Annotated in this window: 8 protein-coding genes; 6 read left to right on the top strand and 2 right to left on the bottom strand. The window is 48.4% G+C overall.

Features of this window, described 5'->3' with window-relative positions:
- Positions 1 to 123: 123 nt before the first annotated feature.
- The gene (locus AC3ITG_RS28745) at positions 124 to 966 is read right to left on the bottom strand and encodes a flagellar motor protein MotB (RefSeq protein ID WP_489252025.1); all 843 of its coding nucleotides are present in this window, start codon (positions 964 to 966) and stop codon (positions 124 to 126) included.
- Entirely contained in the window at positions 950 to 1,747 is a 798-nt protein-coding gene (locus AC3ITG_RS28740) for a flagellar motor protein (RefSeq protein ID WP_072733566.1), read from the bottom strand. The genes AC3ITG_RS28745 and AC3ITG_RS28740 overlap by 17 nt, the downstream gene beginning before the upstream one ends.
- Before the next feature lie 169 nt (positions 1,748 to 1,916).
- Here AC3ITG_RS28740 and uvrB point away from each other — a divergent pair, with 169 nt between their 5' ends.
- The 6 genes from uvrB (at position 1,917) to AC3ITG_RS28710 (ending at position 14,539) form a co-directional block, all read left to right on the top strand.
- Entirely contained in the window at positions 1,917 to 3,908 is a 1,992-nt protein-coding gene (gene uvrB / locus AC3ITG_RS28735; RefSeq protein WP_489252024.1) for an excinuclease ABC subunit UvrB, read from the top strand.
- A 997-nt stretch (positions 3,909 to 4,905) separates the two neighbouring features.
- Entirely contained in the window at positions 4,906 to 7,764 is a 2,859-nt protein-coding gene (gene uvrA, locus AC3ITG_RS28730) for an excinuclease ABC subunit UvrA (RefSeq protein WP_413374387.1), read from the top strand.
- A gap of 320 nt (positions 7,765 to 8,084) precedes the next feature.
- Positions 8,085 to 8,297: a hypothetical protein gene (locus tag AC3ITG_RS28725; protein WP_076287653.1), complete on the top strand. Its 213-nt coding sequence runs from the start codon at positions 8,085 to 8,087 to the stop codon at positions 8,295 to 8,297.
- 276 nt (positions 8,298 to 8,573) lie between these two features.
- A complete protein-coding gene (locus AC3ITG_RS28720; RefSeq protein WP_489252023.1) occupies positions 8,574 to 9,737 on the top strand; it encodes a S1C family serine protease in 1,164 nt (387 codons plus the stop codon).
- A 46-nt stretch (positions 9,738 to 9,783) separates the two neighbouring features.
- Entirely contained in the window at positions 9,784 to 11,682 is a 1,899-nt protein-coding gene (locus AC3ITG_RS28715) for a stalk domain-containing protein (protein ID WP_489252022.1), read from the top strand.
- A 343-nt stretch (positions 11,683 to 12,025) separates the two neighbouring features.
- Entirely contained in the window at positions 12,026 to 14,539 is a 2,514-nt protein-coding gene (locus AC3ITG_RS28710; RefSeq protein ID WP_489252021.1) for a U32 family peptidase, read from the top strand.
- Positions 14,540 to 14,641: the final 102 nt, after the last annotated feature.

Genomic DNA, 14,641 nt, shown 5'->3' with positions numbered 1-14,641 from the left:
GGATCTGTCGTGTAGCAATAAGAGATAGGAAGTATAAACAAAAAGCACGTTCTGCTGAATCGAATTCAGTAAGAACGTGCTTTTTATAATAGAGCAAGGATGCTTCATGCGAAATGTTGAAGATTAAGGCTGGAGTTGACGCAAGACGGTGATTTCCACACGTCTATTTTTTTGCCGCCCTGCGGCGGTGGTATTATCCCCAGTTGGGCGGGTATCCGCGTATCCTGCATATTGAAAACCGTCAGGGTCAAGCTTTTCTTTGTCGAGGAAAAATCGTAATACAGACAGTGCGCGTTCACCGGAAAGCTCCCAATTGTCTTTATAGGTAGCATTCGCCCCAACAGGAACGTTGTCCGTATGTCCTTCAATGCTGACAACTGTGCTCAGATCACGGAACAGGCTTGCCAATTTGCTCAGTGTGGGTGCAGCATCGCTTTTGAGTGCGGCTTGTCCCTGATCAAACAGGAAGCGGTCACTTAGTGTGATAGAGATACCTTGCGGCTTGTCCGCAACAAAAATCTGATTTTCCAGTTTATTGTTCTCGATATACTGGGTAATCACATTGAATAGATTTTGCAGCTCCTGCTCCTGTGATCTGAATTGCTCTTCACGCTCCGTAAGTGGCTGATCGTCATCATCTGGTTTATCTGTCTCGGACCCGGAAGAGGGTCCTTCGCCTTCTCCGGGATCTTCGCCCTGAATCTGGGAAGGCGGATTCTTGGTAATAGCTTGTCCAGCTGTACCACCAATGCCTTCACCTTGATCAAGCAGGGAGTTGGATTGGTTAAATGTATTTTGTAACGATTGAGTAACCACATCGTATTTACCAGAATCCAGATGGCTCATGGCATACATGATCACAAAAAAGATCAGTAGCAGGGTAATGAGATCGGCATAGGTAATCATCCAGCGATCTCGATGATCTCCAGGTTCGCGTTTTCCGCGCCGTTTACTGCGCCGACTCATCCAATCCCTCCTTCACTACAGGACGCGTAATCTGGCGGTGAGTGAGTGTGAAGGACTCCAGCCGTTTACGCACAAGCTGAGGGTTCTCCCCGTTCTGGATGGAAAGTACACCTTCGAGCAGCATTTCCATCGTCTGAATTTCGTCTGCTCCACGGGATTTAATTTTGGAAGCAATGGGTAAAAAGATAAGATTGGCACTGGCGACCCCGTAAAGGGTTGCGGTAAAGGCAACAGCAATCGCTGGTCCGAGTCCGGTAGGATCGGTCAGACTGCCAAGTACCTGAATAAGTCCCATCACGGTACCAATGATACCCATCGTTGGAGCATAACCGCCTGCTGATTCAAAAATTTTGGCATAGCCTTCATATTTTTGTTCGACGGAATCAATCTCCATCTCCATGATCTGGCGAACAACATCCTGATCTGTGCCATCGACAACCATCTGAATACCATCTTGTAAAAATGGATGCGGATGGTCCATTACTTTTCGTTCCAGTGCAAGCACGCCTGAGCGGCGAGCGATTGAAGACATATCTACAAGTTCTTCAACCCACTGGCTTGAGTCATTGTTGTTACGCCCAAAGGCCATGCGGAGGGCAGCAGGAATCGTACGCAGCCGATGTGCAGGGAAACTGGCAACAACTGCGGCAATCGTTCCACCAAATACAATTAGAGCAGCCGTCTTTTGCATCAGACCGGATAATTGACCACCTTCCCATAAGAAACCACTAATGACTGCGGCAATCCCGGCAATAATGCCGATAAGTGTCGCAATATCCATAAATTAACCCACTCCTATCTTTACTTCGCGATTGCATCACTTGCATAGACGAGGTATAATTAAACGGGAACAAATATTCTTATTAATATAAGTTTTCCCATATGTTAATTCGGGGAACTTCGACAATATATAGTGACTATTATTTTAGACGATAGGGTGAGATACGGCAATGAGCGATATTATAATGAGCGACAAAACGTTCGAAATCGAGTCAGAGTTTTCTCCCCAAGGTGATCAGCCTGCAGCCATTGAAGAATTGGTGAAGGGTGTTCAGGAGGGGAAGAGATATCAGACGCTGCTGGGTGCAACCGGTACAGGTAAGACGTTCACCATTGCACAGACGATTGCCAAGCTGCAACGTCCCACACTGATTATTGCCCACAATAAAACGCTGGCAGCTCAGCTTGCAAGTGAGTTCAAAGACTTTTTCCCGAATAACATGGTTGAGTATTTTGTCAGTTACTACGATTACTTTCAGCCAGAGGCCTATATTCCTTCCTCGGATACGTACATCGAGAAGGATTCAAGTATCAATGAAGAGATCGATAAGTTGCGCCATGCGGCTACGAGTTCATTGTTTGAGCGCAGAGACGTCATTATTGTAGCGAGTGTATCCTGCATCTATGGTTTGGGTTCGCCGCACTCCTATTCCAGCATGCTTCTGTCCCTGCGGGTAGGGATGGAGAAACCGCGCAATCAGATTTTGTCCCGTCTGGTGGAGATCCAGTATCAGCGAAATGACATTAACTTTGTGCGCGGTACATTCCGCGTGCGGGGCGATGTCATTGAGATCTTTCCAGCATCCAAGGGTGAACATGCGATTCGGGTGGAATTATTCGGAGATGAGATTGAGAAAATTACGGAGATTGATGTGTTAACCGGAGAACTGGTTGGGGAACGTGAGCACATTGCGATATTCCCGGCATCTCACTTCGTAACCCAGGAAGAGACGATGAAGGTTGCGCTAGTGAATATTGAGCGTGAACTGGAAGAGCGTCTTGAAGTATTGCGTGAACAGGGGAAATTGTTGGAGGCTCAGCGACTGGAGCAACGTACACGGTACGATATCGAGATGATGAAAGAAGTCGGCTTCTGTTCAGGGATTGAAAACTATTCCGGCCCACTGACATTCCGCGAACGAGGCGATACACCTTACACGCTGATGGACTATTTTCCGGATGATATGTTGATTGTGGTCGATGAGTCCCACGTGACTCTTCCACAGATCCGTGCGATGTATAACGGTGACCAAGCACGGAAGACTGTACTGGTTGATCACGGATTCCGTCTGCCATCTGCGCTGGATAACCGCCCTCTCAAATTCGATGAGTTTGAAGGGAAGATGGATCAGATTATCTATGTATCTGCGACACCAGGTCCTTACGAGATTGAGCATACGGATACGATGGTGCAACAGATCATTCGTCCAACCGGTCTGCTTGATCCAATTATTGAACTGCGTCCAACGAAGGGGCAGATCGATGACATGATCGGTGAGATTAACGACCGGATTGCGAAGGATGAGCGGGTCCTGATCACAACATTAACGAAGAAGATGTCCGAGGATTTAACAGATTATCTGAAGGAGATCGGAATCAAGGTACGTTATTTGCACTCCGAGATCAAGACGTTGGAGCGTATGGCGATCCTGCGTGATCTAAGACTAGGGGTTTTCCATGTCCTTATCGGAATCAACTTACTCCGGGAAGGTCTGGATCTTCCAGAAGTTTCTCTGGTAGCCATTTTGGATGCCGACAAAGAAGGCTTCCTACGCTCGGAACGCTCACTGATCCAAACGATTGGCCGGGCGGCACGGAACAGTGAAGGTCGAGTTATCCTGTACGGTGACAAAGTGACAGATTCGATGGAAAAAGCGATGAAGGAAACGGATCGCCGTCGTACGATCCAGATTGCGTATAACGAAGAGCATGGTATTACACCACAGACGATTCGCAAAAAAGTGCGTGATGTGATTGAAGCGACCAAAGTTGCCGAATCCAAGAAAGACTATCTTACAGGCGCTGCCGAGAAGATGTCGAAGAAGGAACGTCAGTCGCTTATTCAGCGCCTAGAGGCAGAGATGAAAGACGCAGCCAAAAACCTGCAGTTTGAGCGTGCTGCTGAACTTCGCGATGCATTGTTGGAACTGCGTGCAGAATAGCCTATGAAGGCAGACTGAATAGATATAAGATATAGGCACAGTAATGAATGTGTCGCAGCAAGGATAGATCTGCAACAAGAGAACGGCCGGGTGGCCGTTCTCTTGTTGAGTAAGGAAATCAGTGATATCTACCGATAATTAGACATGTTGAAAACGTAAAATCAGGTCTATACTGATAGAAAAGTTGAAATTGGTTAAAAGGTTTATAGGAAAACATTTGGAAGTCGTGTACTCGGGAGCCGAGCCAAAGGCAATGGCGACTTATCGCGAGTAAGGCGAAGCCGAGAGCGTCCTGGTGTTTAAGGGGAGCCGAGCCAAAGGCAATGGCGACTTATCGCGAGTAAGGCGAAGCCGAGAGCGTCCTGGTGTTTAAGGGGAGCCGAGCCAAAGGCAATGGCGACTTATCGCGAGTAAGGCGAAGCCGAGAGCGTCCTGGTGTTTAAGGGGAGCCGAGCCAAAGGCAATGGCGACTTATCGCGAGTAAGGCGAAGCCGAGAGCGTCCTGGTGTTTAAGGGGAGCCGAGCCAAAGGCAATGGCGACTTATCGCGAGTAAGGCGAAGCCGAGAGCGTCCTGGTGTTTAAGGGGAGCCGAGCCAAAGGCAATGGCGACTTATCGCGAGTAAGGCGAAGCCGAGAGCGTCCTGGTGTTTAAGGGGAGCCGAGCCAAAGGCAATGGCGACCTTCGCGAGCAAGGCGAAGCCGTGAGCGTCCCGGTGTTTAAGGGGAGCCGAGCCGAAGGCGATGGCGACCTATCGCGAACGAGGCGAAGCCGTGAGCGTCCTCTCGTGGTAGAGCGGCCGTCCAAGAGACCGGCAATCGGCCGGGACCTTGGACGAAGCTGTGGGCACGCGACAACCTTCACATAGCAAGACCCGACCATTCACCTCGCACCGCCTGTTTCGGGTGTCCAGAGGGCTGCGCCCTCTGGGGCCCTCCCTTGGAAGGGAGGGTTTGGGAGGGATCGAAAAGACTTTGATTTTGAAAGGATGAATACCATTGGCGAGCGAGAACATTGTCATCAAAGGCGCGCGAGCGCATAACCTCAAAAACATTGATATCACCATCCCGCGTGACCGTTTTGTTGTATTAACCGGTCTTAGTGGCTCAGGCAAGTCCTCGCTGGCTTTTGACACAATATATGCCGAAGGACAGCGACGTTATGTAGAATCCTTGTCTGCGTATGCACGGCAGTTTCTGGGGCAGATGGAGAAACCGGACGTGGATTCCATTGAAGGATTGTCTCCGGCCATCTCCATAGATCAAAAAACGACAAGTCGTAACCCGCGTTCCACCGTCGGAACCGTTACGGAAATCTATGACTACCTGCGTCTGTTATTTGCACGTGTGGGACATCCTCATTGTCCGGATCATGGCGTGGAGATTAGCTCCCAGACCGTAGAACAAATGGTTGACCGCATAATGCAATATCCTGAGCGGACCCGGTTGCAGATTCTGGCACCGATTGTCTCGGGACGCAAGGGTGAACACAAAAGTGTGTTTTCCGATATCTCCAAACAAGGTTTTGTCCGTGTTCGGGTGAACGGGGAATTACGTGATCTGTCCGAAGATATCCAATTGGAAAAGAACAAGAAACATACGATTGAAGTCGTCGTTGACCGGATCGTGATCAAGGAAGATGTGCAATCACGTTTGGCCGATTCTATTGAGACTGCACTTAATCTGTCCGGTGGACAGCTGCTGGTAGATATTATGGGTGAAGAAGAACTGCGTTTTAGTTCCAACTTTGCTTGCCCGGTGTGCGGATTCAGTATTGAAGAGCTGGCGCCGCGCATGTTTTCGTTCAACAGCCCATTTGGAGCCTGCCCGGATTGTGATGGATTAGGTGTCAAAATGATTGTTGACCCGGATCTACTGGTGCCGGATCGTAGCAAAACAATTGAAGACGGTGCGTTTGATGCGTGGACAGGTGGCACATCAACCTATTATCCGCAGTTCCTCAAGTCGGTATGCGAACACTTTAACATTCCGCAAAACGTACCTGTAGAAGATCTCCCTGCTGAACAAATGAACAAGCTTTTGCTGGGTACAGGTACGGAGAAAATCCGTTTCCGGTACGAGAATGATTTTGGACAACGGAAAGAAGCACTGGTTACCTTTGAAGGTATTGTGAATAATCTGGAGCGTCGTTACCGTGAGACAGCATCCGAAGGTATCCGTGAATTCATTGAAGGTTATATGAGTGCCAAGCCGTGTGGAACATGTAAAGGACAGCGACTAAAACGTGAAAGCCTTGCTGTTACGATTAACGATCACAACATGGCGTATGTGACAAGTTTGTCCATTGGAGAAGCTGGTCGTTTCTTCGATTCGCTGCAATTGAGTGAGAAAGAAGAAATAATCGCCAAACTTATTTTAAAAGAAATCAACAGCCGTCTAGGCTTCCTAGTAAACGTAGGACTGGATTACCTGACCCTGAGCCGTGCTGCAGGAACGTTGTCCGGTGGTGAAGCCCAGCGGATCAGACTGGCGACACAGATTGGTTCCAGCCTGATGGGCGTGCTGTATATTCTGGATGAGCCGAGTATCGGCCTGCATCAACGGGATAACGATCGTCTGATCTCGACACTCGCTCACATGCGGGATATCGGTAACACACTGATCGTGGTTGAGCATGATGAGGATACGATGATGGCCGCCGATTATATTATCGATATTGGTCCGGGGGCAGGTATCCACGGTGGTACCATCATGTCGCAGGGTACACCGGAAGAAATTATGAATGACGAGAACTCGTTAACGGGTCAATATCTGAGTGGGCGCAAGTTTATTCCGATACGTACCGAACGCCGTAGTGTCGGGGACCGCTGGCTGGAAGTGCGTGGAGCGAAGGAAAATAACCTAAAAAACCTGAATGTAAAAATTCCAGTGGGTGTATTTACCGCAGTAACGGGTGTATCCGGCTCGGGTAAATCGACGCTAATTAATGAGATTTTGTATAAAACGCTAGCTCGTGATTTGAACCGCGCACGGGTACGCCCAGGTCTGCATAAAGAGATTCGGGGTTTGGAACATATCGATAAAGTCATTGATATTGACCAGTCGCCAATCGGACGGACACCACGCTCCAACCCGGCTACGTATACAGGCGTCTTTGATGACATCCGTGATCTGTTTGCACAGACCAATGAAGCCAAAGTGCGCGGATACAAAAAAGGCCGATTCAGTTTTAATATTAAAGGTGGACGTTGTGAAGCATGTCGCGGGGACGGCATTATCAAAATTGAGATGCACTTCCTGCCGGATGTCTACGTGCCTTGTGAGGTCTGCAAAGGAAAACGGTACAATCGCGAAACACTTGAAGTCAAATACAAAAATAGAAATATTGCAGATGTGCTGGAAATGACGGTAGAGGATGCAACGCAGTTCTTCGAGAACATTCCGAAAATTCATCGCAAAATGCAAACACTGCTTGACGTGGGTCTGGGCTACATTAACTTGGGGCAGCCTGCAACAACCTTGTCCGGCGGTGAAGCACAACGCGTGAAACTTGCTTCCGAGCTGTATCGTCGCAGTACGGGTAAAACGATCTATATTCTGGATGAGCCAACGACTGGTCTTCATGTCGATGATATTGATCGTCTGCTGAACGTGCTGCACCGTCTGGTGGATTCCGGTGAATCGGTACTGGTTATCGAGCATAACCTGGATGTTATCAAAACAGCCGATTATATCGTTGATCTGGGCCCAGAAGGTGGAAGTGGTGGCGGAACCATTGTTGCGACAGGTACGCCAGAGGATATTATTAAAGTGGAAGCTTCCTATACCGGTAAGTACTTGAAACCCGTATTGGAGCGGGATACGGAACGAAGCAAGACGTTACAATTAACGGAGTAAATGCCCCGGTTTACAGGTTGTTTGAATATCTAACCCTTCTTTTCATGAAGTAGGCGGCATCGATGTATGACCTGATGTCCTCTTCTTCCGGGGAGAAGGGTTTTCTGATATTGTGCCGCTGTGCCAATCTTAATCAGGCATCGGTGAAAGTGTTTACATATGCGGTAGAGCAAGCATTTCAACAATCCACTGCCAAACTGGATTTTTTTCATTTTTCTGGATGATAGGGCTTGCATTACAAGCAGGGTACAGATAACATAGAGGAAGATATTAGGGTATGCGTTTAGCTGTTCAACTATGGTGAGGAGGTCTGTCTATCCATGCTGTTTGCAGAAGCTGCCGCGGCGAGTACTTCGAATTTTAATGCGTTTGATATTTTTGTCATCTTATTTACGATCCTGATTTTCATCGGAGTGGTTCGCCTGCTTCGCGCACCGAAGAAGAATTTGTTTGCTATCGGATTTGCAGTGGTCAGTCTACTGGTATTCCTTTTGACGGACTATGCCATGATTACCGGTTGGTTTGGTTCGTAGAGACAAAGCTGAACTTATTTGAAAGCAGCAAGTAGAAGAACAGACAAACACTTTCCAGGGAAGTTAAGGAGGGTGTTTTTTTGTGTTTTGCTGAGTGGTTCGGATAATACGGTCTTCTCTATAGAAATTAGGACTTAAAGCGATTGTACAGGAATAATTTGTATGTTAAATTGAAGGATACCGGTATTGCAGATAATAGACAAAGAGATTCAGTAATGAATCATATGGTTCGGTTGCACAATAACGGAGGATATATAGAGAGGGTTAGGTGAGAGAATGAGAGTGTTGGGGAAAAAGGGCGTAGCCATACTGATGGCTGCTGTACTCTCGATCAGTGTTGCAGCAACGGCTGGAGCAGCGGAGTCTTCATCAAGTATGCAAGCCAAAATGGTAGATGGACAAGTATATGTTAGTTCAACGGATTTGGTCAAAGCGCTCGGAGGAAGTGGGCAATATGACGCCAAATCTGGAACGTTTCAGTATAAGGGTAGTGAATCAGTCCCGAAAGTAATTGAAAAAGTATCTCCGTCTGTTGTAGGCATCATCGGCAAATCTACTGAATCACAGGATGGCGTCACATCGGATCGTTATAACCTGGCTCATGGCACTGGCGTGATCATCCGCTCCAACGGCTGGATTGTGACGAATGCCCATGTGGTTGATGGATTAATCAATCCGTTGGTCGTGACGACTGATGGCAATACATATAAAATCACCAAAACATACAGTGACCCGTTAAGCGATATCGCTCTAATCAAAATTAATGCCAAATCTCTTAAACCGGCGACCTTTGCCAAAGCTTCACAAACAACCGTTGGAGAAACCGTCATTGCCATCGGTACACCGATCTCCTTCTCCTTGCGTAACTCGGCGACAGTAGGCGTAATCAGTGGGCTTAATCGGGGAGTGGAGGCCACCTATCGGTTGATTCAAACAGATACGGCCATTAACCCGGGCAACAGCGGCGGACCGCTGGTCAACCTCAAAGGTGAAGTTGTCGGTATTAACTCTATGAAATTTTCAGCAGTGGGTATCGAGAGTATGGGATTTTCAATTCCAGTAGATACCGTTCAATATATTATCAATCAGTTCTTTGAATACGGAAAAATCAAGCGTGCAAGCCTCGGCTTGCAACTCGAAGAGAGCTGGTCAGCGATTGTCGGCCTGCCTACAGATGATCCTTTGACGATTACGGGCGTGTTGTCAGCTCAAGCGAAGAAAGCCAAAATCAAAGAGGGAGATGTGTTATACAGTGTGGCAGGCACACGTGTGTCCTCTGTGGTGGATATCAATGAGTTGCTCAAAACGTATGTGCCAGGACAGAAGGTCAAACTGTTAATGCAAACGGACGGCGATGTTGTCACTCGTACGGTGGTCCTTGCTGATCGAGCGGATATCCAAGACGATGAAGATGAGCAGCTCACTGTAGATGAAGATTAATAAAGCCCGGCGAGCAATCCGGATCCAGAGAGGACGAATGAACGGAATGAAAAAATCATTTTTACGTGTGCTGAGCACAGGTATGTTAGCCGGGATGCTGAGCATTGGAGCGGCATTGCCTGCGTGGGCATCCGATCTTATAACAAGTGAGCTGCGGATCACAGCAGGTAGTACGAGCGCCTATATCAACGGTAGCAAGCAGGCAATCGCCAAACCATATAAGTTCAAAGGGGTTTCGATGGTTCCTGTTGGTGTATTCAAGAAAGCTTTTGGCAGCGAGATCCGACTGGAGAAGAATGATGTGGTCAAAGTTAAGGAAGGTCCGCATACTGTCACCTTAACAATTGGCAGTTCGATTGCCTGGGTGGATGGAGTCAAAAAAGAGATGGGCGCTGCCCCAAAAATGGTAAATGGCGTGCTCATGGTGCCGCTCCGACCGGTAGCCGCGGGGATTGGCGCTACACTTGCCCCAAGTAGCTCTGGAGAAATGGTCATTCGATTATTGCAAACGGATGAATCGGTGGATGAGGACGAGGGCGGCATTAATCTGGACGAAGGCAAAACGAGAATTGGTAACAGTTATTACGGCTGGTCCATTAATTATCCATCCGACCTCATGATTCTGCAAACGGGTGAGCAGGAGCGTATGATGACATTTGGCGCGGAGGACAGCAGTTATTATCTTGAAGTGTACGTGAGTGACCAGGATGTGAGTCTGGATTCGGATGATTTGTTACAGCAACTTGTTCAAGAAGCGAAAGAGAGCGGAGATACCGTGCTCGATCGGGAATCAATTGCCAAAGGGAAAATACCTTATGCCCGGATTGTGGTTAAAGATGCGGACGGGGTATTATGGGAAATGCGCCAATATATCCATGATGGTCGCCAATATGACGTATACCTTGCCGATTATGAAGCACTGAATTACAAGGATCTGGGCAAACGTGCAGTGCTGCTTAATTCATTCCAGCCTACTTATGCACAGTCCGATCGTACAATTAAGGATCTTTCAACCGTGGATGAGGGTATGCGCACTACCTGGAATGACGATTATGGCATTGAACTGAAGATTCCAGCAGGTTGGTCCATAGACAACACACAGATGATATACGAAGCCAAAGATGGTGCATATCTGCAGCTGCGTGTTACATCTGCACCGAAAGGTGCGACGGTCAAAGAGTGGAGCGGCCAACTGGACAAGTGGATGCGTGAGACGTTCACGCCGGAAAGTTATGAACCGATAGGTTCATATACGATGGATGTATCAGGCGAAACTGCTGAGGTGAATGAGTTCCGTTATAACTTTGGAGATGGATGGCAGACGGAGTTCGATGTTCTTTTGCAAAAAAACGGCTATCGTTACTATGCTGAGTATACGTTCCCTGAGGAGCAGACGAAGGATCGTGAATGGTTTAAGAGTATCATGAAGAGTGTTGAGATTGATTTTGATACCGTATCTGATAATTTCGGACAACTGGATGAAGACCCGTATTTGACGGATAAAACAAAATCTGTGACACGAACGTCCAAACGTTATCATTACAGTGTAGATATTCCACGTTACTGGACGCCGTACAATGATCGGTTTGAGTATTCTCCCGTCGTGTATACCTTCACAGGTGGTCAATTCTCCATTGCCGCGAGTGAGGACAAATCCATTGAAATGACCGTCAGTCAACTTAGAGAGGCATATGCGGAAGCAACCAAAACGCGTAAAAACTTCAAGTTGCTTAGCAGTGAGGAGTTGACGTTTGCGGGTGTGCCTGCGTTTTCCTTTATCTATCATGAAGTGGACAATGGTGTGCCGTATACCGGACGTCAGATTGTGTTTGAACAGAATGGAACGACGTATACGATTACGAGCGGACTGAATGACGCCAACAAGACAGAAGTGCAGGCAGCAGCGCTGGAAAAAGCCGTGAACTCATTTACTTTTATCAAATAATGCAAAATGATGAAATAAAATAGATGTATGTTGCCGGAGGGTCACAAGACCTTCCGGTTTTTCGTATATGCATGTTGAGTGAGATGCAAATGAAAATGATAAACGGTTTTTTCAGGAAAGCGTAGAAGAGTCGTTGCAGAAGTGGTACACTATACTAGTTCAGGAGTTATGACTGCTGTTCTGAAAAATAAGAATGACTGTAGGCTTGGGAATCAGGCAATACAGACATAATGTATAGATATAGCGATCAGTGATAATGCAGGCGTATGGAATTAAGGTACAGGATTTAGCGTACAGGGTACAGGGATGAAATCCGGCTATGCCGGTTATGGGGAGGATACACATGAAAACAGCAACAATACGAAGAGAAGACGTTGAGCTTCTGGCACCCGCAGGTGACTGGGACTGTATGCGTTCGGCGGTAGCGAACGGTGCGGATGCGATTTTCTTCGGAGTCGAAAAATTTAATGCACGGGCACGGGCGAACAATTTCCGTATGGACGAGCTGCCGGAGATTATGGCGTTTTTGCACAGTTATGGCGTAAAAGGTTTTTTGACCTTTAATATATTGATTTTTGAAAATGAATTGACGGATGCCAAAGAACTGATTGACGCTTGTGTCGATGCAGGTGTGGACGCCGTGATTGTACAGGATTTGGGTCTGGTCAAAATGATCCGCGAGATCTCGCCGGATTTCCCGATTCACGGTTCAACCCAAATGACGATTACGTCACCGGAAGCGGTGGAGTTTACGAAGCCGTTTGATATGGAACGTGTCGTGCTTGGACGGGAGAACAACCTGAAGCAGATCCAGAAGATCGGAGAACAGGCGAAGTTGCCGATGGAAGTATTCGTACACGGTGCATTGTGTGTGTCTTATTCCGGGCAATGTTTGACTTCTGAAATGTGGGGCGGACGCTCCGCCAACCGTGGGGAATGTGCACAGGCTTGTCGTTTGCCGTACGACCTGATGGTGGATGGCGAGCATAAACCGATGGGCGATGTGGCGTATCTGCTGTCTCCGAAGGATCTGGCGGCGATTGACTTGATGCCGGAACTGATCGAAGCGGGCGTAACTTCCTTTAAAATCGAAGGACGTCTCAAAACGCCGGAATACGTGGCCAACGTGGTTAGTAAATACCGCAAAGCGATCGACCGTTACTTTGATGGAGATAACACTCCACCGAGTAAGGAAGAAGTTCGTGAATTGCAGCAGAGCTTCTCTCGTGGATTCACACACGGTTTCCTGGATGGAACGAACAATAAACAACTCGTTGACGGTACGTTCCCGAAAAGCCGTGGTGTCTATCTGGGTCGTGTAGACCAAGTATTGCGCGATGGTGTCGTCCTGAAGCTCGATGCACCCGTTAAACGTGGAGACGGAATCGTATTTGATGCCGGAGATCCGACGAAGAAGGAAGAGGGCGGGCGTGTCTACGATGTACGTCGCAAAGGCGTGAAGCTTGAAGGCGAAGCAGAGGAAGGCTGGATCGTGGACGTTGTACCAGGCCGTAGTGACGTGGACCTGCGCCGCGTGAAAGTTGGCGACAAAGTATGGAAAACGAATGATCCGGCGCTGGACAAACGTCTGCGTCAGAGCTTTGAAATCGAGAAGCCTTATCGTATCTTCCCGGTAAACGTAAAAGTTATCGGCAGCCCAGGGCAGCCGCTTAGTACATGGTGGACGGACGTGCAGAAGGGCACGACAGTCCGTGTGAATTCCGAGATGGAACTGGATATTGCCCAGAAGCGTCCAATGACACACGAACTGCTCGAAGAGCAATTCGGACGTCTGGGCGGTACTGTGTTCCAGCTGGAAGAATTGGACGTCAACCTGCACGGTGACGTCATCATCCCGATGCGCGAGTTGAATAACATTCGCCGTCAGGCGGTGGAACAACTCGCGGGCGAGCGCCCTAAACCGCCCGTCTACGTGAAACGGGCGGTGGAAGTCTACGGCGATGCGGTTAAACCAGCAGCGCCAGTTGCTCGCGGTCATGCGGAGCTGACCGCGCTATGCCGCAGCCTGCCACAAGTGGAGGCAGCGCTGGAAGCAGGTGTCGGCATGATCTACGCCGACTTCGAGTTTATCAAGCAGTTCCCGGCAGCGGTGGAAGCCGTTCGTGCCGCAGGCCGCAAGATTGCGTTGGCAACACCACGCATTCATATGCCTGGCGAGAACGGGTATCACAACAACATCTTGCGTTTGCAGCCGGATGCTGTGCTCGTACGTAATACGGGTGCGTTGTACTTCTACTTGCGCCATCGGATGGAGAACCCAGATGCGAAGCACCCGGAATTGATCGGTGACTTCTCACTCAACATCGCCAATCACAAAGCAGTGGAATTGTTCCTGGAAGCAGGTTGTGACTGGATTACTCCTTCTTATGACCTCAACATTCAGCAAATGGTTGATTTGCTGGGACACTCCCGTACAAATCAGACGGAAGTCGTTATTCATCAGCATCTGCCGATGTTCCATACCGAGCACTGTGTGTACTGTACGTTTATGAGTGAAGGAACCGACTTTACGAACTGTGGACGTCCATGTGAAGATCACCGGGCTTCCTTGCAAGACCGGATCGGTATGTCTCACCCGGTACGTGTGGACGAAGGTTGCCGTAATACCGTGTATAATGCGGTGGAGCAATCCGGTGCAGAATATCTAACCAACTTCATGGATCTGGGTGTATCCCGCTACCGTGTTGAATTCCTGGAAGAATCCCCAGAGCAGGTGCGCGAGGTTATTGATCTGTACAATCGTGCTCTGCGTGGCGAAATCAGTGGTACACAAGTTTGGAAAACACTGAAAGCAACAAACCAGCTGGGCGTAACGCGTGGTCAACTGGTGAAATAATAGATCGAAACCGGAACAATCAGCAAAATGCATGAAAGTATGAAGCAACCCCAATCTCTGCTTTACGGAGCTCTTGGGGTTTTTTCTATAATAGAGACTTGA

The organism is Paenibacillus sp. GL_099_B (assembly GCF_057835695.1).
Note: the sequence above shows the minus strand (reverse complement) of the source record. Positions and strands in the feature narration are given on the sequence as shown.